General features: G+C 52.8%; 20 protein-coding genes and 1 pseudogene. 1 reads left to right on the top strand and 20 read right to left on the bottom strand.

Annotated features, from left to right (window positions below):
• Together QOY30_RS18020 and glmU are read right to left on the bottom strand one after the other, a co-directional pair.
• Positions 1–578, bottom strand: a pseudogene (locus QOY30_RS18020) (glutamine--fructose-6-phosphate transaminase (isomerizing)); the annotation flags it as partial.
• 1 nt (position 579) lies between these two features.
• The gene (glmU, locus tag QOY30_RS18015; RefSeq protein WP_283745993.1) at positions 580–1944 is read right to left on the bottom strand and encodes a bifunctional UDP-N-acetylglucosamine diphosphorylase/glucosamine-1-phosphate N-acetyltransferase GlmU; all 1365 of its coding nucleotides are present in this window, start codon (positions 1942–1944) and stop codon (positions 580–582) included.
• A gap of 92 nt (positions 1945–2036) precedes the next feature.
• Between glmU and QOY30_RS18010 the strand changes: the two genes are divergently transcribed.
• Positions 2037–3164, top strand: coding sequence for a GNAT family N-acetyltransferase (locus QOY30_RS18010; protein WP_283745992.1), 1128 nt, complete (start codon positions 2037–2039; stop codon positions 3162–3164).
• 145 nt (positions 3165–3309) lie between these two features.
• Here QOY30_RS18010 and QOY30_RS18005 read toward each other — a convergent pair whose 3' ends face one another.
• From QOY30_RS18005 to rpmH, 18 genes are all read right to left on the bottom strand, one after another.
• A complete protein-coding gene (locus QOY30_RS18005; protein WP_283745991.1) occupies positions 3310–3735 on the bottom strand; it encodes a F0F1 ATP synthase subunit epsilon in 426 nt (141 codons plus the stop codon).
• A 16-nt stretch (positions 3736–3751) separates the two neighbouring features.
• Positions 3752–5173, bottom strand: coding sequence for a F0F1 ATP synthase subunit beta (atpD, locus tag QOY30_RS18000; RefSeq protein WP_283745990.1), 1422 nt, complete (start codon positions 5171–5173; stop codon positions 3752–3754).
• A 117-nt stretch (positions 5174–5290) separates the two neighbouring features.
• Entirely contained in the window at positions 5291–6154 is an 864-nt protein-coding gene (gene atpG, locus QOY30_RS17995; protein ID WP_283745989.1) for a F0F1 ATP synthase subunit gamma, read from the bottom strand.
• An 18-nt stretch (positions 6155–6172) separates the two neighbouring features.
• A complete protein-coding gene (gene atpA / locus QOY30_RS17990; protein WP_283745988.1) occupies positions 6173–7714 on the bottom strand; it encodes a F0F1 ATP synthase subunit alpha in 1542 nt (513 codons plus the stop codon).
• Positions 7715–7744: 30 nt separating this feature from the next.
• Entirely contained in the window at positions 7745–8278 is a 534-nt protein-coding gene (locus QOY30_RS17985; protein ID WP_283745987.1) for a F0F1 ATP synthase subunit delta, read from the bottom strand.
• 5 nt (positions 8279–8283) lie between these two features.
• A complete protein-coding gene (locus QOY30_RS17980) occupies positions 8284–8754 on the bottom strand; it encodes a F0F1 ATP synthase subunit B (protein ID WP_283745986.1) in 471 nt (156 codons plus the stop codon).
• 41 nt (positions 8755–8795) lie between these two features.
• Positions 8796–9071: a F0F1 ATP synthase subunit C gene (gene atpE / locus QOY30_RS17975; protein WP_283745985.1), complete on the bottom strand. Its 276-nt coding sequence runs from the start codon at positions 9069–9071 to the stop codon at positions 8796–8798.
• Between the two features lie 52 nt (positions 9072–9123).
• Positions 9124–9933, bottom strand: a complete 810-nt coding sequence (gene atpB, locus QOY30_RS17970) for a F0F1 ATP synthase subunit A (RefSeq protein ID WP_283745984.1) — start codon at positions 9931–9933, stop codon at positions 9124–9126.
• Positions 9934–9941: 8 nt separating this feature from the next.
• Entirely contained in the window at positions 9942–10334 is a 393-nt protein-coding gene (locus QOY30_RS17965) for an ATP synthase subunit I (protein ID WP_283745983.1), read from the bottom strand.
• Between the two features lie 115 nt (positions 10335–10449).
• The gene (locus tag QOY30_RS17960) at positions 10450–11319 is read right to left on the bottom strand and encodes a ParB/RepB/Spo0J family partition protein (RefSeq protein ID WP_283745982.1); all 870 of its coding nucleotides are present in this window, start codon (positions 11317–11319) and stop codon (positions 10450–10452) included.
• A gap of 22 nt (positions 11320–11341) precedes the next feature.
• On the bottom strand, positions 11342–12121 hold the full coding sequence (locus QOY30_RS17955) for a ParA family protein (protein WP_283745981.1): 780 nt from the start codon (positions 12119–12121) through the stop codon (positions 11342–11344).
• Positions 12003–12740 carry a 16S rRNA (guanine(527)-N(7))-methyltransferase RsmG gene (gene rsmG, locus QOY30_RS17950; RefSeq protein WP_349496700.1) on the bottom strand — a complete coding sequence of 246 codons (738 nt, stop codon included), beginning with the start codon at positions 12738–12740 and terminating at the stop codon, positions 12003–12005. The genes QOY30_RS17955 and rsmG overlap by 119 nt, the downstream gene beginning before the upstream one ends.
• Positions 12737–14623, bottom strand: a complete 1887-nt coding sequence (mnmG, locus tag QOY30_RS17945; protein WP_283745980.1) for a tRNA uridine-5-carboxymethylaminomethyl(34) synthesis enzyme MnmG — start codon at positions 14621–14623, stop codon at positions 12737–12739. Before mnmG ends, rsmG begins: the two co-directional genes overlap by 4 nt.
• A gap of 90 nt (positions 14624–14713) precedes the next feature.
• The gene (gene mnmE, locus QOY30_RS17940; RefSeq protein ID WP_283745979.1) at positions 14714–16057 is read right to left on the bottom strand and encodes a tRNA uridine-5-carboxymethylaminomethyl(34) synthesis GTPase MnmE; all 1344 of its coding nucleotides are present in this window, start codon (positions 16055–16057) and stop codon (positions 14714–14716) included.
• Positions 16041–17681, bottom strand: coding sequence for a membrane protein insertase YidC (gene yidC / locus QOY30_RS17935; protein WP_283746088.1), 1641 nt, complete (start codon positions 17679–17681; stop codon positions 16041–16043). The genes mnmE and yidC overlap by 17 nt, the downstream gene beginning before the upstream one ends.
• Positions 17682–17703: 22 nt before the next feature.
• The gene (gene yidD, locus QOY30_RS17930) at positions 17704–17913 is read right to left on the bottom strand and encodes a membrane protein insertion efficiency factor YidD (protein ID WP_283745978.1); all 210 of its coding nucleotides are present in this window, start codon (positions 17911–17913) and stop codon (positions 17704–17706) included.
• Positions 17910–18287: a ribonuclease P protein component gene (gene rnpA, locus QOY30_RS18185; protein WP_502958699.1), complete on the bottom strand. Its 378-nt coding sequence runs from the start codon at positions 18285–18287 to the stop codon at positions 17910–17912. The genes yidD and rnpA overlap by 4 nt, the downstream gene beginning before the upstream one ends.
• Entirely contained in the window at positions 18262–18396 is a 135-nt protein-coding gene (rpmH, locus tag QOY30_RS17925; RefSeq protein ID WP_013031118.1) for a 50S ribosomal protein L34, read from the bottom strand. The genes rnpA and rpmH overlap by 26 nt, the downstream gene beginning before the upstream one ends.
• Between the last annotated feature and the right edge of the window lie 47 nt (positions 18397–18443).

The following is an 18443-nucleotide window of genomic DNA, read 5'->3' as shown; positions in this document are numbered from 1 at the left end:
GCCGACATGTCGGATGCAACGAAGTGCTCACCTACGCCAACACCCAATAACAATGGGCTACCTTTACGCGCAGCAATGAGTTGGTGCGGGTTGTCTGCCGCCACCACGCCGATCGCGTATGCGCCAACCAGCTGCGACAACGCCATCTGCGTGGCGACCAGCAGGCTGCCCTGTGCATAATGGCTGTGGATCAGGTGGGAAATGACTTCGGTGTCGGTATCGGACGTGAATTCGTATCCCTGCGCAGTCAGATCGGTGCGCAGCTCTTCATAGTTTTCGATGATGCCGTTGTGCACCACGGCGATGAGGTCGCGGCTGATATGAGGGTGTGCGTTGCGTTCGCTCGGCACGCCGTGCGTGGCCCAGCGCGTATGGGCGATGCCGAGCTCGCCGTAGGTGTTCGCGCTCTTTGCTGCCAGTTCTGCCACGCGTCCGATGCTGCGCACGCGATCCAGTTTTCCGTCATGCACAACCACCAGCCCCGCGGAGTCATAGCCACGGTATTCCAGCCGCAACAGGCCATTGACCAGAATGGGTACGATATTCCGTTTTGCGACGGCACCTACGATTCCACACATATTATTTCTTTCCTTTTTGCGGGCGTTGCCAGCCAGCGATAGTAGTTTGTCTGCCGCGCGAGATGGTCAGTTCTCCGGCGGGTGCGTCCAGCGTAATGGTCGAGCCTGCACCGATGGTCGCGCCCTTGCCCACTTTGACCGGTGCAACCAGTTGCGTGTCCGAGCCGATGAAGGCGTCGTCCTCGATGATAGTGCGATGTTTGTTTGCGCCGTCGTAGTTGCAGGTGATGGTTCCCGCACCGATGTTCACCCGGCTGCCCACGGTGCTGTCGCCGATATAGCTCAAGTGATTAGCCTTGCTCCCTATGCCTATCTCGCTATTCTTGATCTCTACAAAATTTCCGACATGGGCATCGTCATGCAATTTCGTCCCGGGACGCAGCCGTGCGTAAGGACCAATGTGACAGTTGGCACCCACTTCACTGTCGTCGATGTGGCTGAAAGCCGCGATCTGGGTTCCCTGGGCGATCGTTGCGTTACGAATGACACTGTAAGCGCCAACTCGTACGAAGTTTCCCAGGTTTACCTTGCCTTCGAAAATACAACCGACATCGATCTCGACATCGCGCCCGCAAGTGATGTTGCCGCGCACATCGATGCGAGCCGGGTCCGCCAGCGTCACGCCCTGGGCCATCATTTGAGTCGCAATATTCTGTTGCCAGACGCGCTCCAGAGTGGCGAGTTGTATTTTGTTGTTGATGCCCTCGACTTCCCAGCGATGCGCGGGTTGTACTGTATGCACCGTCAGGCCTTGCTGAACGGCCATCTCCACAATATCGGTCAGGTAGTACTCACCTTGTGCATTGTTGTTGCCCAGCTTGCTGAGCCAGGCGCGCAGCATTTCGGTAGGCGCCAACAGGATGCCAGTGTTCACTTCGCGTATCTCGCGCTGTTCTGCTGTAGCATCCTTTTCCTCAACGATGCACTGCACGTCGCCTTGCAGATCGCGCACGATGCGACCATAACCCGTCGGGTTTTCAAGATTGACGGTCAGCAGCACCAAGCCCTCACCTTCCTGTTGCATCTGGTGCAACGTGCTGTGCTGGATCAGCGGCACATCGCCGTAAAGTACCAGTGTGCGGCTTCCGTCTGCCAGATGCGGCATCGCCTGTTGCACCGCGTGTCCGGTGCCGAGCTGCGGTTCCTGGATCACGAACTTCGCACCGTATTGCTGCATCGCCTGCGGTACGGCTTCCCCGCCGTGCCCGTAAACCACGCAGATTTGTCGCGGTTGCAATGAGGTTGCACAGTCGAGAACATGCTGAACCAGCGGTTTACCCGCGAGCGCATGCAACACCTTGGGTTTATCGGAATACATTCGCGTGCCTTTACCGGCAGCGAGAATGACGATGTTTATCGGGCTCATATCGGCTCTGAATCTGTGGATGGCGGAGTATATCAAATCACCTGATTTAATTTGGTGGCTTGTTCCGCGCGAGTCCCCTCTACAATAGGCACATGAGCACGCCCATCCTGAAAATTGTCGACAACCTTGCAGATATTCCTGCCTCGGACTGGGACCCCTTGTCGAATGGCGATCCCACGCTTTCTCACGCCTTCTTTTACGCATTGCAGGAAAGCGGCTGCGCCATGCCGCAATTCGGCTGGAAGGCCCAGTTTGTTACGCTGTGGCGGGACGGGTGTCTGGTTGGCGGGATGCCGCTTTACCTGAAGATGAATTCATTTGGCGAGCATGTGTTCGATTTTGCCTGGGCCGATGCATATCACCGGCACGGGCTGCGTTATTACCCGAAGCTGGTATGTACGGTGCCATTTACGCCGGTGGACGGGAGGCGCCTGCTTTCAGATTCAGATGAGAATCGGGGATTGTTACTGAAACATGCCTTGCAATATGCAAAGGACATCGGCGTTTCTTCGCTGCATTGTCTGTTCCTAAATGAGGCCGATGCGCTGGTGGCACGAGATCAGGGAATGATGTTGCGCCAGGATGTACAGTTTCATTGGCAGAATCCGGGCTATCGCGATTTTGATGATTTTCTGTCCACACTCAGCCGCGACAAGCGCAAGCGCATCATGCAGGAACGGCGCAAGGTAAAGGAATCAGGCGTCGAGTTGGAATGCGTCACCGGGGAAAATGCAACCGCAGATCAGTGGTCTTTCTTTGCTTCGTGCTATTTGCATACCCTGCAGCTGCATCATTCGCCGCACCAGTTGAATGAAGATTTCTTCCAGCGCATCGGCGCTACATTGCCGCAACACACATTGCTGGTCATTGCGTCGCGCGAAGACCGTCCCATCGCCAGCGCGCTTAATTATCGTACCAAAGATGCCTTATTTGGGCGCTCGTGGGGCACGTTCGAGTTCCATTCCGGACTGCATTTTGAGGCTTGCTACTATCAGGCCATCGAATTTTGCATCGCAAACAACATCAAGACATTCGAAGGCGGTGCGGGAGGCGAACACAAATTGTCCCGCGGGTTTTTGCCGGTGACCACCCGCTCTGCACATTGGCTGGCGCATCCGCAATTTTCGCAGGCGGTGGAGGATTATCTGAAGAACGAGACTGATGCCATTGCAGAATATGTGGACGTTCTGAATGCGAGAAGCCCGTTCAAACAGGTTTAACAAGTTGTTGGGGCAGAGCTGTGATTGTTGGTTCTTGACTTGTTGCCGCCAGGTGAGGTTTCCATCGGTCCTTCTGCTCCGGTCACTGCAAAATAAAAAAGCAGCCTAAGCTGCTTTTTTATTCAATGCAGATGCAGTGCTTTGCTTAGTGCGTGTTCTTGCGTACCTGTTGGATAGCACGCAGTTGGGCAATGGCTTCTGCGAGCTCGGCTTGTGCTTGCGCGTAGTCGATATCGGAAGTGCGGTTCTTCATCGCTTCCTCTGCCGCTTGTTTGGCTTCCAGGGCACGTGCCTCGTCCAGATCGGCACCGCGAATCGCGGTATCGGCGAGTACTGTCACAACATCGGGTTGCACTTCCAGCATGCCGCCGGAAACGTAGATCAACTCTTCCTGCTCCTGATCCGGGCGCTTGATGCGCACGGCTCCCGGTTTGATGCGAGTCAGCAGTGCGACGTGGCGCGGGTAGACGCCAAGCTCGCCCATCTCGCCCGGGATGATGACGAACTCCGCCAGTCCCGAGAAGATCGACTCCTCAGCGCTTACCACATCCACATGTACGGTCATTGCCATAATCGGCTCCTAATTATTATTGCAGCGTCTTGGCTTTTTCGACCGCTTCTTCGATGCCGCCCACCATGTAGAAGGCCTGTTCCGGCAGATGGTCGTACTCGCCGGCGACGATGCCCTTGAAGCCCTTGATGGTTTCTTTCAGGGTAACGTACTTGCCCGGCGCGCCGGTAAACACTTCGGCAACGTGGAACGGTTGCGACAGGAAGCGCTGGATCTTGCGCGCACGTGCCACAGCCAGTTTGTCTTCCGGCGCCAATTCGTCCATACCCAGAATGGCGATGATGTCGCGCAATTCCTTGTAGCGTTGCAAAGTCTGTTGCACGCTGCGGGCCACGTTGTAGTGTTCTTCGCCCACGACCAACGGGTCGAGCTGGCGGGAAGTGGAGTCCAGCGGATCAACGGCGGGGTAAATACCCAGCGAAGCGATATCGCGGCTCAACACAACGGTGGAGTCCAAGTGCAAGAAGGTGGTCGCTGGAGACGGGTCGGTCAAGTCATCCGCGGGAACGTAAACGGCCTGGATGGAAGTGATCGAGCCAACCTTGGTGGAGGTAATACGCTCTTGCAGACGGCCCATTTCTTCAGCCAGTGTCGGTTGATAACCCACGGCGGAAGGCATACGACCCAGCAGCGCGGATACTTCGGTTCCGGCCAGTGTATAACGATAGATATTGTCCACGAAGAAGAGGATGTCGCGGCCTTCGTCACGGAATTTTTCAGCCATGGTCAAACCGGACAGCGCAACGCGCAAACGGTTGCCGGGCGGCTCGTTCATCTGTCCGAACACCATCGCAACTTTGGACTTGGTGAAGTCTTCCTTGTCGATAACGCCTGCATCCGACATTTCGTGGTAGAAGTCGTTACCTTCACGGGTACGCTCACCCACGCCGGCGAACACAGACAGACCCGCGTGTTGCTTGGCGATGTTGTTGATGAGTTCCAGCATGTTCACAGTCTTGCCCACACCGGCGCCGCCGAACAGGCCGACTTTACCGCCCTTGGCGAACGGGCAAACCAGGTCGATCACCTTGATGCCGGTTTCCAGCAAGTCAACGGAGGGAGACAATTCGTCGAATTTCGGTGCTTTTTGGTGGATCTCGCGACGCTCGTCACACTTGATCTCACCGGCTTCATCGATCGGGCGACCCAGCACGTCCATGATGCGGCCCAATGTACCTGTGCCAACCGGGACCGTGATGCCTTTGCCGGTAGAGTTGACCAGCATCCCGCGGCGCAAGCCGTCGGAGGATCCCATCGCAATCGTACGTACAACACCGTCGCCCAATTGCTGCTCGACCTCGAAGGTCAGGCCCGCTTCGGCTACGGAATTACCCGCGTCCGCCAGCGTCAAGGCTTCATAAACCTTGGGCATTTTGTCGCGCGGGAATTCGATGTCAACCACCGCGCCGATACACTGAACAATCTTTCCTTGACTCATTTTCAGATTCCCCGTCTAAATTAATTCTTAAACTGCTGCCGCGCCTTAAAGATTTGGTCTCGTCATAACGTTCGCTACGCTCACATTAGCCTCGCCCATCTTTGCGCCCATGCCGCACTAAACCGCTGCTGCACCGCCTACAATCTCCGAAATTTCCTTCGTGATCGCTGCCTGACGTGCCTTGTTGTAAACCAGTTTGAGCTCGCCGATGACGCTCTTCGCGTTATCGGAAGCGGCTTTCATTGCCACCATACGCGAGCTCTGCTCGGACGCCATATTTTCCACTACGGACTGATATACCAATGACTCGATGTAGCGTACCAGCAGTTCGTCGATCACCGGCTTCGCATCGGGTTCGTAGATGTAGTCCCAGTTGCCGTTGGCTCCGCCTAACTTGTCATCAGAGAGGGGCAACAGTTGTTCCATGCGCGGCTCTTGCTTCATCGTGTTGATGAAGTGGTTGTAACTCAGGTGGATGGCATCGATCTCGCCTGCCACATAAGCATCCAGCATGATCTTTACGGCGCCGATCAATTTTTCGATGTGCGGCGTATCGCCGAGACCGGTGAGATGCGACTTGACGTTCGCACCCATACGATTCATGAAGCTGAAGCCCTTGTTGCCGATAGGACAAACAACGATACCCTTGCCCTCGCCTTCCCAAGACTTCATGCGGCTGATGGCCAAGCGCAACACGTTGGTATTCAAACCTCCGCACAGGCCCTTGTCCGAGGTCACCACGATGACACCTACATTCTGGATGCTTTCGCGCTTAACCAGAAATGCGTGTTTGTATTCCGGGTTGGCGCGCGACAAGTGAGCAGCAACATTGCGGATCTTTTCGGCGTAGGGACGGGCGGCTCGCATGCGTTCCTGCGCTTTGCGCATTTTCGCCGCGGCCACCATTTCCATCGCGCGCGTGATCTTGCGAGTGTTCTCGACACTCTTGATCTTCGTGCGGATTTCTTTGCTGCCTGCCATGATTTAGCTCCCGCTTCTTTAGTAGACTGCTGTTGCCTTGAAGGTCTCGATTGCCGTTACCAGCAATTTTTCGTTGTCGCCTGACAAGTCTTTGGTGGACTGGATGGCATCCATCAGTGCTTTGTTGTTTGACTTCAAATAGGCATGCAATGCAGATTCGAATGCCAGCGCCTTGGGCACAGCCACGTCATCGAAGTAGCCTTTGTTTACGGTGAACAGCGTAACGGCCATTTCAGCCACCGACAGCGGGCAGTATTGCAATTGCTTCATCAGTTCGGTAACCATGCGGCCGCGCTCCAATTGCTTGCGGGTCGCTTCGTCCAAGTCGGATGCAAACTGCGCGAACGCAGCCAATTCACGATACTGGGCCAGAGCCAGACGCACACCGCCGCCCAGCTTCTTGATGACCTTGGTCTGCGCTGCACCACCCACGCGCGACACTGACACACCGGCGTTGATCGCGGGACGGATACCGGCGTTGAACAAGTCGGCTTCCAGGAAGATCTGACCGTCGGTAATGGAAATCACGTTGGTCGGCACGAATGCGGACACGTCACCTGCTTGTGTTTCAATGATGGGCAAAGCGGTCAGCGATCCGGTCTTGCCTTTGACGGCGCCTTTGGTGAAAGCTTCGACATAGTCGGCATTCACGCGAGCCGCGCGTTCCAGCAAACGGGAGTGCAGATAGAACACGTCACCAGGGTAAGCTTCGCGGCCCGGCGGACGGCGCAGCAACAGGGATATCTGACGATACGCCCAAGCTTGCTTGGTCAAGTCATCGTAAACGATCAGTGCATCTTCGCCGCGATCGCGGAAATATTCGCCCATGGTACAACCGGCATACGGTGCCAGGAATTGCATTGCGGCGGAGTCGGAAGCAGTCGCTGCGACGACGATGGTGTATTCCATTGCGCCGTGTTCTTCCAGTTTGCGTACCACGTTGGCGACGGTCGAAGCTTTCTGGCCTACCGCAACGTAGATACAGGTCATGTTCTGACCCTTTTGATTGATGATCGCGTCAACCGCAACGGCTGTCTTGCCGGTCTGACGGTCGCCAATGATCAGTTCGCGCTGGCCACGGCCGACCGGAACCATGGAGTCAATGGACTTCAAACCGGTTTGCACAGGCTGGTCGACGGACTGGCGTGCAATAACGCCCGGAGCGACCTTTTCGATCTTGTCGGTCATCTTGGCATTGATCGGGCCTTTACCGTCGATGGGCTGACCCAGCGCGTTCACTACGCGACCGCGCAGTTCAGGGCCGACCGGCACTTCCAGAATGCGGCCGGTGCATTTAACCGTGTCGCCTTCAGTGATATGTTCGTATTCGCCCAGAATAACGGCACCTACGGAGTCACGCTCAAGGTTCAGCGCCAAACCGAAGGTGTTGCCGGGGAATTCCAACATTTCGCCCTGCATCACATCGGACAAGCCGTGGACGCGAACGATACCGTCGGTCACGCTGACCACCGTACCTTCAGTGCGCGCTTGGGTCAGTGCTTCGAAATTCTCGATGCGACTGCGTATCAGATTACTAATTTCGGAAGGGTTGAGCTTCATCTGGATTTCCTCATTCTTTATAAATCTTCATCAGGCTAGGGCGGTCGCCATTTCACTGAGTCTGGTGCGCGCAGAACCGTCGATCACCTTGTCTCCGGCGCGTATCACCACGCCCCCAAGCAATTCTTTATTGATATTGCATGTCAGTTTGATCTCTCGACCCATACGCTTCTTGAGCGAACTGGCAATCTTGTCTTGTTGAGCTGCAGACAGTTCGAACGCCGAATCCACGACCACATTCACACTCTTCTCTGCTTCCGACTTGAGTACCTCAAAGAGGGATGCAATCTCGGGCAGAAGCAACAGACGCTGGTTTTCGGCCAGCACGTTGATAAAATTCATCTGCTGTGGCTTGAGTTTTCCTCCCGGTATGTCACCCAGCAGGCTTCCCAACTGAGCTTTGGCAACGCGCGGACTGCTGATCACGTTGCGGATTTCCGGATAGTTCACTGCTTCGGCAAGCGACAGCAAAACTTCCGACCAGCCTTTCAGGTCGGAAAGTTTTTGCGCTTCTTCGAATGCCGCCTGGGCGTAGGGTCGTGCTGTAGTTAGGGCTTCAGACATGGCTGTTAGAGATCCGCTGCAAGTTTGTCGAGCAGGTCATTGTGCGCCTTGGCATCGATCTCGCGACCCAGAATTTTGCCCGCTCCCGCCAGTGCAATTGCCGACACCTGGGTACGCAGTTGTTCCTTGGCGCGAAACACTTCCTGTTCAACTTCTGCTTTTGCGCCTGCGACGATGCGATCGCCTTCGACCTTGGCTTGTGCCTTCGCCTGTTCGACGATTTCGCTGGCACGCTTTTCACCACTGGCGACGATCTCGCCCGCCTTGTCTTTTGCTTCACGCAAAATATCGGCAGAACGCTTGGCGGCCATATCCAGGTCGTGCTTGGCACGCTCTGCATCTGCCAAGCCATCAGCAATGGTCTTTTGACGCGACTCGATCGCGGCCAGCAAAGGCGGCCAAACGAATTTTGCAGTGAACCATATCAATATGGCGAACGACAGTGCCTGCGCGATTATTGTCAGGGTAATGTTCATTTCGGTTCCTTATGCTGGATTGTGCATCCCGCAATGTTCAATTACTTGATGACGGCGAGCAGCGGGTTAGCGAACGCGAACATCATTGCCAGACCAACGCCGATGATGAAAGAAGCGTCGATCAGACCCAGCAACAGGAACACCTTACCTTGCAGTGTGGGGATCAATTCAGGTTGACGAGCTGCGCCGTCGAGGAAGCTGCTGCACATGATACCGATGCCGATACACGCACCTGCAGCGCCGAGGCCGATGATCAGCCCGATACCGATACCGGTGTAGGCTTGAATCAGCGCCATGAATTGAACTGTGTTTTCCATTTTGTTTCCTTTCGATTTACAAAGTTGATTAAAAGTTAATGGTGAAAAATGATTAGTGGCTTTCGTGTGCCATTGCGATATAGACGATCGTCAGCATCATGAAAATGAACGCTTGCAACACAACGATCAGGATGTGGAAAATTGCCCAGCCTGCGCCAAGCAAGGCGCCAAATATCGTTCCCGCCAAACCGGTCGCCGCCCACATGCCCAGCAGCAGGAAGATGATTTCACCAGCGTACATGTTGCCGAACAGACGCAAGGAGTGCGACAACGGCTTGGAAACATATTCGATCAGGTTGAAGAGGAAGTTCGCCGGCCAAACCAGAGGGTTGGAACCAAACGGTGCGCAAAACAGTTCATGGATCCAGCCGCCCAGACCTTTGACCTTGATGCTGAAGAAAATCATCAGGAACCACACGGATAGTGCCAATGCAAAAGTCGTGTTGATATCGGAAGTGGGAACAGCGCGGAATTTTTCCTGGCCGAACACATGGTGGTAGACCCACGCCATGATGTCGATTGGCAAGAAGTCCATCGCATTCATGACCAGCACCCAGACAAATACGGTCAGCGCAAGTGGTGCCACGAATGCTTTGCGATCTCCGTGGAAAATGCCTTTTACTTGTTCGTCGATGAATTCAACCAGAAGTTCAACGAATGCCTGTCTTTTGGTGGGAACGCCCGCTGATGCGCTACGCACCACTAGCCAGAGCAAGCCGAAGGTAACGATACCGAGCAAGGCGGACACGGTCAGCGTGTCAATGTTGACAGACCAGAATGCGCCGTCGGCAATTTGTTTGACGTTGAAGCTTAAGTGATGCTCGATGTAACTGGATGCTGTCAGTTCGTGTTCAGTGGACATCCCGGACCTTACTTGTCATTCACGTTATTCACAGCTCGCATTCCCGCACCAGATGCCAGCGCAGAACCTGCCAACCCGCCAATCAGGGCCAATGGAACCAGTCCCTGGTAATACTTAAATGTAATCAACAGCAGAATCGCGATCACAAGTACTTTGACCACCTCTGCTTTCAGCAATGTAATCAGAACCGTACTTGCCGCACTACCTTTCGGGCTTTGTGCAATCAACATTCCGGTATACGCACCAATCACCACTGATGCCCCGCCCGCCAATGCGGAAATTGCCGCGTTTACACCCGCAAGCAACAGAGAGACACCCGAGATGAGTACCGTTATGATGATTTGCCAGCGTGCCGCCTTGCTGAATGCGCGGCTTATTGTTGTGTTTGTTACACTTTCCATCTTGTGCCCTTAAGCGCTACATTTGGCTAGGGCTGAAAAAAAGCCCGCGCATTCTCTACTATTCCGTCACTGCAAGTCAAGCGTATTCGGGGGAATACGGCGGTTCAGCCCTTGATTATGCTCGCTCGTATAGTTTGCCCGTCAGTTCTTCCAGATGTTCGTTGCTCGAATACTCGATAACCAGTTTGCCGCCACCTTTGCTATTTGGCTTGATTTCTACTCGTGCACCGAGTTGTGAGCTGATTTCATCTTGCATGCGTTGCGTATCACGGTTTTCTTTTGGTATTTTCTTGCCGGCTGTTGTTTTGGCAGATGACTGTTCGCCTTGTTGCTGCACCAACTTTTCCGCCTCGCGTACGGAGAGCCCTTCCAAAACGATCTTGTTTGCGAGCAGTACTTGTTGCGCCCCCTCAAGAGACAGCAACGAGCGGGCGTGGCCCATGTCCAGCGAACCTTCCATCAACATGTCTTGCACGGCTTGCGGCAATTTGAGAAGACGCAACAGGTTGCTGGCTGCACTGCGTGAGCGGCCCACGGCATCGGCTGCGGCCTGGTGTGTCATTTGAAATTCGTCGATTAGTCGCTGGATGCCGATTGCCTCTTCTAGAGGATTCAGGTCTTCACGCTGAATATTCTCGATCAGTGCCATTGCCAGCGCTGCGTTGTCAGGCACTTTGCGAATAATGACCGGCACTATTTTCAGTTCGGCCAGTTGTGCCGCGCGCCAGCGACGCTCACCGGCAATAATTTCATAGCCGCCTTCAGCCAGTTCGCGCGCCAGGATCGGTTGCATCACGCCCTGTACTCTGATCGAAGCAGCGAGTTCGTTCAGCGATGCCTCGTCCATTCGACTGCGCGGCTGATATTTGCCGGGTTTTAGTTGCTCGACTTTCAAGTCGCGCAGTACGTCATTCTGTTTTGATGTGTTGTTTCCGGAAAGCAGCGCGTCCAAGCCGCGCCCCAGACCCTTGATCGGTTTTGCCATGATTTTCCCTTAATGAAACTTGTTATGCGGCGACCTGCGCCATTGAGTTGTTGAGCATTTCACCGGCTAAAGCCAGATAGGCCAGGGTTCCCTTGGATTGGCTGTCGTGGTATAGCGCGGGAATACCGAAACTGGGTGCTTCTGCCAGACGCACGTTCCGTGGAATAACGGTGCGGTAGACCTTGTCGCCAAAGTGTTGCTGCAACTGATCCGAAACTTGTTGCGCCAAGGCGTTGCGCGGATCGAACATGGTGCGCAACAAGCCCTCAATCTCCAAATCGGGGTTTAAATTTTCGCGCACCTTGCGAATAGTGTTAACCAGATCGCTCAAACCCTCCAGCGCGTAGTATTCGCACTGCATGGGAATCATCACCGATTTCGCGGCACACAATCCATTCAGGGTAAGCAAATTCAATGCTGGCGGGCAATCGACTAGAATGTAATCATATTCGCTCAAGACGGGTTGCAATTCTTCTTTCAAGCGCATTTCGCGCCCTTCCACATCAACCAGTTCAATTTCGGCACCGGCTAACTCTCGATTGGCCGGTAATACGTCGTATTTGCATGCGGAAGAGCGGATGCGCGCCTCTGCGACAGATTTTTCACCCATCAACACATCGTAAATAGTAATTTCCAGGTCGGCCTTGTTTATGCCGCTACCCATCGTTGCATTACCTTGCGGGTCAAGATCGATCAGCAGCACGCGTTGTTTTGCCGCCCCCAGACTTGCTGCCAGATTGACAGTTGTCGTGGTTTTCCCCACTCCGCCCTTTTGATTGGTGATTGCCAATATCTTGCTCATTTTTCACTCCCAATACGACCAAACTGCGGGCAGCTTCCAGCCCAGGAATCTGCAACGTAATTACTTTTTCAACCAGAATATCTGCCGGAATCCGCGCCAGCTCTTGTTCCGGTACGCCTTTCATAGCCGCCCAGTGTCCGCCTTCCGCCAACAAATGTCGCGTTAACCTTACAAAATCCGCCGCCTCGGCAAAGGCGCGAGAAATGATCCCGTCAAACTTTTGCTCTACTTGCCACCGCTCTACCCGTTCGCAACGGACTTCCACGTTATGCAAACCTAATTCGATTACCGCTTGCTGTACAAATCCTGTTTTTTTGCTGTTGCTGTCCAGCAAGGTGAACGACCATTCTGGGCGCACCACAGCCAAAATCAATCCCGGCAAACCTGCTCCACATCCCACATCCAGCCAATGTTGAGGCCACAAATATGGCATTACAGCCAAGCTATCGAGCAAGTGGTTACTTACCATCTGCTCAGGATTACGTATCGCGCTAAGGTTGTACACCCCATTCCATTTGTGCAGCAACGCCAGATAATCAAGCAGTTTTTGCTGCTGTTCCGGCGTAACTTCCAAGCCCATCTGCCTGAGGCCTGTAGCTAATTCCTGCGCCAGCGTCATGCCGCTTTGTCTTGTTTGAAACCCCGCTTCAAATGCACCAGCAATAAGGAAATCGCTGCTGGGGTTACGCCAGATATCCGTGCCGCCTGGCCTACCGTCTGCGGTTGATGCTGATTCAGCTTTTGCCGGACTTCGATAGACAATCCGCGCACCACAGCGTAATCCATGTTTTCCGGTAATTTCGTTGTTTCTTGCCCTTCTTGGCGCTCTATTTCATCCAGCTGGCGCTCGATATAACCTTGATATTTAGCTTGAATTTCGACTTGCTCTGCTATCTCCGACACATCTGCCGCTTGTGCTCCTGGCAAAGTCATCAAAGTCGAATAACTCACTTCTGGGCGGCGTAGTAGATCGTATAGACAATACTCACGCTCGATTTCTTTACCCAATACACGCTCGGCTTCAGCCCTGTCCAGCATGCGTGGATTCACCCAGGTCGTTTTCAGACGTTCCAGTTCACGCGCTATCTTTTCTCTTTTTTCTTCAAATGCTTGCCAGCGAACATCATCCACCAGACCCAAACGACGGCCGGTCTCAGTCAAACGCATGTCAGCGTTATCTTCACGTAGCTGCAAGCGATATTCCGCGCGGCTGGTGAACATGCGATAAGGCTCGGAAACACCGCGTGTGATCAGGTCATCCACCATCACACCCAGATACGCCTCGTTACGCCGCGGACACCATGCTTCTTGTTCCTTGGCCTGCAGTGCGGCATTTACACCGGCCAACAAACCTTGCGCGGCTGCCTCTTCATAACCCGTCGTTCCGTTGATCTGTCCAGCAAAAAACAGGCCTGCTATCGTTTTGGTTTCCAACGATACTTTTAGTCCGCGCGGGTCGAAGTAGTCATATTCGATGGCATAGCCGGGGCGAGTTATATGTGCGTTTTCCAATCCTTTTATGGAGCGCACCAGAGCCAATTGCGTATCGTATGATAGGCTCGTCGAAATACCGTTGGGATAAATTTCGTGCGTTGTCAGTCCTTCCGGCTCCAGAAATATTTGGTGTGAATTTTTTCCTGCAAATCGTGTGATCTTGTCTTCGATGGATGGGCAATAGCGTGGACCCACTCCCTCTATAACGCCTGTAAACAAAGGTGATTCGCCCAATCCGTTGCGAATGATCTCATGCGTGCGCTCATTTGTTTGCGTGATCCAGCATGGCATTTGGCGTGGATGTTGTTCCACGCGTCCCAGAAACGAGAATACCGGAATTGGTGTATCGCTGTGTTGTTCCTGCATTGCAGAAAAATCGATGCTGCGCCCGTCTATACGGGGTGGTGTTCCTGTTTTTAAGCGCCCAATGGGCAATCCCAATTCACGCAAGTTATGCGCGAGGCCTATTGATGGCGGATCTCCAGCTCGCCCTGCCGGATAATTCGACAAACCCACATGCACTAATCCGGATAGAAAGGTTCCCGTCGTAAGTACCACGGCTTTTGCTCGGTAACTCAGGCCCAATTGTGTTTGCACACCAACGACACGTCCTTGTTCTATCAGTAGTTTTTCTGCAGGCTGTTGAAATAGCAAGAGATTTTTCTGATTTTCGAGGCGTTTTCGGATTGCCTGTTTATAGAGTGCCCGGTCTGCCTGCGCGCGCGTCGCGCGGACTGCCGGGCCTTTGGATGCGTTCAAGATACGGAATTGGATACCACCCTCATCTGTCGCTGCCGCCATGGCGCCACCCAAAGCGTCTACCTCTTTGACTAAATGGCCTTTTCCGATGCCGCCGATGGAGGGGTTGCAGGACATCACGCCCAAGGTTTCGATGTTATGGGTAAGTAAAAGCGTGGCGCAACCTGCCCGGGCACTAGCCAGCGCAGCTTCCGTCCCCGCATGCCCACCGCCTATTACGATGACATCGAATTGTTTCAGATCGCGCATTTGTCACCCATCAAAATGAGGACGCGCATCATAACTCAAAAGTTATTCACCACGAAAACTTTGCGCGATGCAATGTTTCACGTGAAACAATTATTTACCAATACAGAACCGGCTGAAAATTTCACCCAACAAATCGTCTGCTGTAAATTCGCCAGTAATAGCGTTGAGATCACTCTGTGCCTGTCGCAATTCTTCTGCAAATAACTCTGGGTGATCAAGCAGATGTTTGGCTGCGATAAGGTGTTGCCCTGCACGCGAAAGCGCTTCCAAGTGCCGCGTACGTGCCATGAAGACGCCCGTTTCCTGATGCCAGCCGATATTTTCAAGCAATTTGTCCTGAAGCATTTCCATTCCTTCACCTGTTTTGGCTGAAAGAAAGAGATGACATTCCCCGTTTCGAATTTCAACGCTAGCTAAATGGCCGCTCAAGTCGATCTTGTTGTGCAAATACAGTCTTGGTACTTTGGCAGGAAGTTGTTCCAGAATCGCTCGATCGTCAGGTTCAGCGCGTTGTTGTGACTCATCCAGCAGCACTAGTACCACATCGGCTCTTGTCAGGGCTAATTGTGTGCGTGCTATACCCATCAGTTCAACCTCGTCTGCGGTTTCGCGCAACCCGGCTGTATCAATCAGGTGCAATGGCACACCTTTTACTTGTAGCGCTTGTCGTATAGAATCACGGGTTGTTCCCGGCACGTCGCTCACTAATGCAATTTCTTCACCTGCGAGACGATTCAATAGACTGGATTTTCCAGCGTTAGGTGCGCCAACCAGCACCACTTGTGCGCCTTCACGCAAAATACTGCCTAGTTTCGCCAAACCTTCAATGCGTCCTACTTCTTGCAGGACGGAAATAAGTTTGCTTGCGCAAAGTTGCCGATCCGAATCACCGATTTCTTCTTCAGGAAAATCCAGAGTTGCTTCGACCAGCATGCGAAGGTCTATAAGTCGGGCTACTACGTCATTAATTGTTGTGGAGAATTCACCCTGCAATGAGCGCATGGCGCTACGGGCCGCTTGTTCGGTAGTGGCATCAATCAAGTCAGCTACACTTTCTGCCTGGGCTAGATCGATTTTGTCGTTGAGGAAAGCACGTTGCGTGAATTCACCCGGTTGTGCAAGACGTGCTCCCAGATCCAAACAGCGTTGCAATACAGATTGCAACACGGCCGGACCGCCGTGCCCCTGAAGTTCCAGTATTTCTTCCCCGGTATAGGAATGCGGAGCTGAAAAAATCAGGGCGATACCCTGATCCAGCGCCGTACCGTCAGCTGCAAGAAAGGGGGTGTAAGTCGCGAATCTGGGAACGAGTTGCTTTCCGGTCAGAACGAAGGCCATTTCTGCCAGACCTCGTCCGGATACCCGAACCACGCCGATACCACCGCGCCCAGGGGCGGTGGCTATCGCCGCGATATTATCAAGCTTTGACGCCACCTTTGCGTGCGGCTGCTTGTCCGCGGGTGATGTACCACTGCTGGGTAATGGAAAGGATGTTGTTTACAACAGAGTACAGGACCAAACCGGCTGGGAAAAAGAAAAATACGACGCTGAACACAATGGGCATGATTTGCATGAGCTTCGCCTGCATTGGATCCGGTGGCAAGGGGTTTAGTTTGCTCTGAACCAGCATGCTGACACCCATGATCAGGGGCAAGACATAATACGGGTCGGTTGCCGACAAGTCGGTAATCCAGCCAAAGAAAGGCGCGTGACGCAGTTCCACGCTGGACAAAATAGCCCAATAAAGTGCAATAAACACCGGTATCTGGATCACCATAGGCAAGCAACCACCCAGCGGATTGATTTTTTCCGTTTTGTACAAATCCATCATCGCGTGATTCAATTTATCTCGATCATCGCTATATTGCTGCTTTATCTTCTCCAACTTGGGAGCTACCAGACGCATTTTAGCCATGGATCGATAACTTGCAGCTGACAGCGGGAAGAACGCCAATTTTATCAATACTGTCAGCAGGATGATGGAAACACCCCAGTTATGTACCCAATCATTAATGTGGGACATCAGCCAAAACAGCGGAGTTGAAAATATCGTTAGCCACCCATAATCCACTGTCAATCCGAGACCCGGTGCGATTTCATCCAGTTTCGTTTGAGCTGGCCCTGCGTAAAGTGTGGTGGATATGCGCCCCGTCTGACCAGGCTCGATATTTGCGACTGGCAGTATCACACCTGCAGAGTATTCGTTGTTATCCAGCTTTTTGGTGTAAAACTCTCGGGGTCCTTTTGCTGCCGGCAACCAAGCAGACACAAAATAGTGCTGCAACATCCCGATCCAACCGTTATCAGGATTGACCGGGAGCTTCACTTTGTTATTGTCGATGTCGGAAAACTGGATCTTTTTAAACTTGTCATGATCAGTATAAACAGCCGGCCCAGTAAAGGTAGGAACGAATTTCGAAGATCCTGAAATAGCTACCGAATCGCGTACAAGTTGAAAATATGCGGAAGGGGTTAAAACGGTAGTTCCATGGTTTTCAATTTCATATGAAACATCAACAAGATAGCTGTCACGATGGAACGTATATACCTTCGTTACACTTGCATCACCTGTATTCAGTGCCTTCAAACGTACTTCTAACGTATCTTTGCCATCGGCAAGGTGAAAGTCCTGACCTTCAGTTGAAAACTCTGCGTTATGGGTCGGTAATCCCTTTCCTAGCAATCCCGATTGAGCAACATAAAAGTGTTCACCTTTTTGTTGTAACAGTGTAAATGGCTTGCTTTGGTCGTTTGAGTCCTTGTGTTTTAACAAATCCAAGCGCTGGATATTTCCGCCGACTGTGTTGATTTCAACCATGAAGATATCGGTTGTCACGACGACCTTTTTGCCGGTCACGTCTTTTTGAACTTCAACAGCAGTGGATGCAACTGTATGTTCTCCTGACTTAGCCAGTTCCGCTGGTACAGAAGGGTCATCCTTTGCAGCTGGAATCGTTGCAACCTGTGGCACCGGTTGATTTTGACGAGTCCACGCGCCCCAGAGCAAAACCAGAGAAAAGGAAAAAATCAGGAATAAGAACAACCGCCGCATGTCCATCAAGGTTTCACCTGTATTTCAGTTATGGGACTGGATCGTATCCGCCCGGGTTCCAAGGATTACAACGAATCAATCGCTTAATTGTCAGCCAAAATCCCTTGAAAGCGCCATATTTTGATATGGCTTCCAGGGAATACTGCGAACAAGAAGGGCTAAAACGGCACGACTGGGGAAGCACGGGACTGATCAATAATTGGTAAGCCCGAACAATAAATAACAGGATTAATTTCATTTAGCCGCCAGTACGGATTCTAACATTTCACCCAACATGACTCTGGCTTTCGAGAGATCTTTTATTTCAAGTGGCCTGCGTAACCGAATAACGACATCGCGTGAGACTCCATGCCTGGCGTAACGACGAAAACATTCACGAATCAATCGCTTGGCAATATTTCGCTGTGTTGATGCGTGTATAATTCGCTTGCTGACAGACATGCCAAGCCGAGCATGTCCAGTTAAATTCAATTCGCTATGGACGGCAAACCAAGTGTTGATTTGCGCCCTTTGTTGCAGTATCCGAGAAAATCCCTCCCGACGCGATAGCCTGTAGCGCCGGGGTAAAGTCCGGTCTACTTTGGATTCACACGCCAAGGCGTACGCGGCCACGTGCACGACGTGCTGCTATAACAGCGCGCCCACCTTTGGTTTTCATGCGAACCAAAAATCCGTGAGTACGTTTTCTTTTGGTAACCGATGGTTGATATGTACGTTTCATGATTAGCTCCTGACTGTTTTACTGTTGAAAAGCGCGCGATTACAATC

The organism is Sideroxydans sp. CL21, from assembly GCF_902459525.1.
Taxonomy (GTDB): domain Bacteria; phylum Pseudomonadota; class Gammaproteobacteria; order Burkholderiales; family Gallionellaceae; genus Sideroxyarcus.
Note: the sequence above shows the minus strand (reverse complement) of the source record. Positions and strands in the feature narration are given on the sequence as shown.

Bases quoted from the DNA above. Each gene is read 5' to 3' on its own strand.
- QOY30_RS18010 (WP_283745992.1), top strand. From the start codon at position 2,037: ATGAGCACGCCCATCCTGAAAATTGTCGACAACCTTGCAGATATTCCT.
- atpE (WP_283745985.1), bottom strand. From the start codon at position 9,071: ATGGAAAACACAGTTCAATTCATGGCGCTGATTCAAGCCTACACCGGT.
- yidD (WP_283745978.1), bottom strand. From the start codon at position 17,913: ATGAAATTAATCCTGTTATTTATTGTTCGGGCTTACCAATTATTGATC.
- atpA (WP_283745988.1), bottom strand. From the start codon at position 7,714: ATGAAGCTCAACCCTTCCGAAATTAGTAATCTGATACGCAGTCGCATC.
- QOY30_RS18005 (WP_283745991.1), bottom strand. From the start codon at position 3,735: ATGGCAATGACCGTACATGTGGATGTGGTAAGCGCTGAGGAGTCGATC.
- mnmG (WP_283745980.1), bottom strand. From the start codon at position 14,623: ATGCGCGATCTGAAACAATTCGATGTCATCGTAATAGGCGGTGGGCAT.
- rsmG (WP_349496700.1), bottom strand. From the start codon at position 12,740: ATGACGCTGGCGCAGGAATTAGCTACAGGCCTCAGGCAGATGGGCTTG.
- QOY30_RS17980 (WP_283745986.1), bottom strand. From the start codon at position 8,754: ATGAACATTACCCTGACAATAATCGCGCAGGCACTGTCGTTCGCCATA.
- yidC (WP_283746088.1), bottom strand. From the start codon at position 17,681: ATGGACATGCGGCGGTTGTTCTTATTCCTGATTTTTTCCTTTTCTCTG.
- QOY30_RS17960 (WP_283745982.1), bottom strand. From the start codon at position 11,319: ATGGCAAAACCGATCAAGGGTCTGGGGCGCGGCTTGGACGCGCTGCTT.
- QOY30_RS17965 (WP_283745983.1), bottom strand. From the start codon at position 10,334: ATGGAAAGTGTAACAAACACAACAATAAGCCGCGCATTCAGCAAGGCG.
- atpD (WP_283745990.1), bottom strand. From the start codon at position 5,173: ATGAGTCAAGGAAAGATTGTTCAGTGTATCGGCGCGGTGGTTGACATC.
- QOY30_RS17955 (WP_283745981.1), bottom strand. From the start codon at position 12,121: ATGAGCAAGATATTGGCAATCACCAATCAAAAGGGCGGAGTGGGGAAA.
- glmU (WP_283745993.1), bottom strand. From the start codon at position 1,944: ATGAGCCCGATAAACATCGTCATTCTCGCTGCCGGTAAAGGCACGCGA.
- atpB (WP_283745984.1), bottom strand. From the start codon at position 9,933: ATGTCCACTGAACACGAACTGACAGCATCCAGTTACATCGAGCATCAC.
- atpG (WP_283745989.1), bottom strand. From the start codon at position 6,154: ATGGCAGGCAGCAAAGAAATCCGCACGAAGATCAAGAGTGTCGAGAAC.
- rpmH (WP_013031118.1), bottom strand. From the start codon at position 18,396: ATGAAACGTACATATCAACCATCGGTTACCAAAAGAAAACGTACTCAC.
- QOY30_RS17985 (WP_283745987.1), bottom strand. From the start codon at position 8,278: ATGTCTGAAGCCCTAACTACAGCACGACCCTACGCCCAGGCGGCATTC.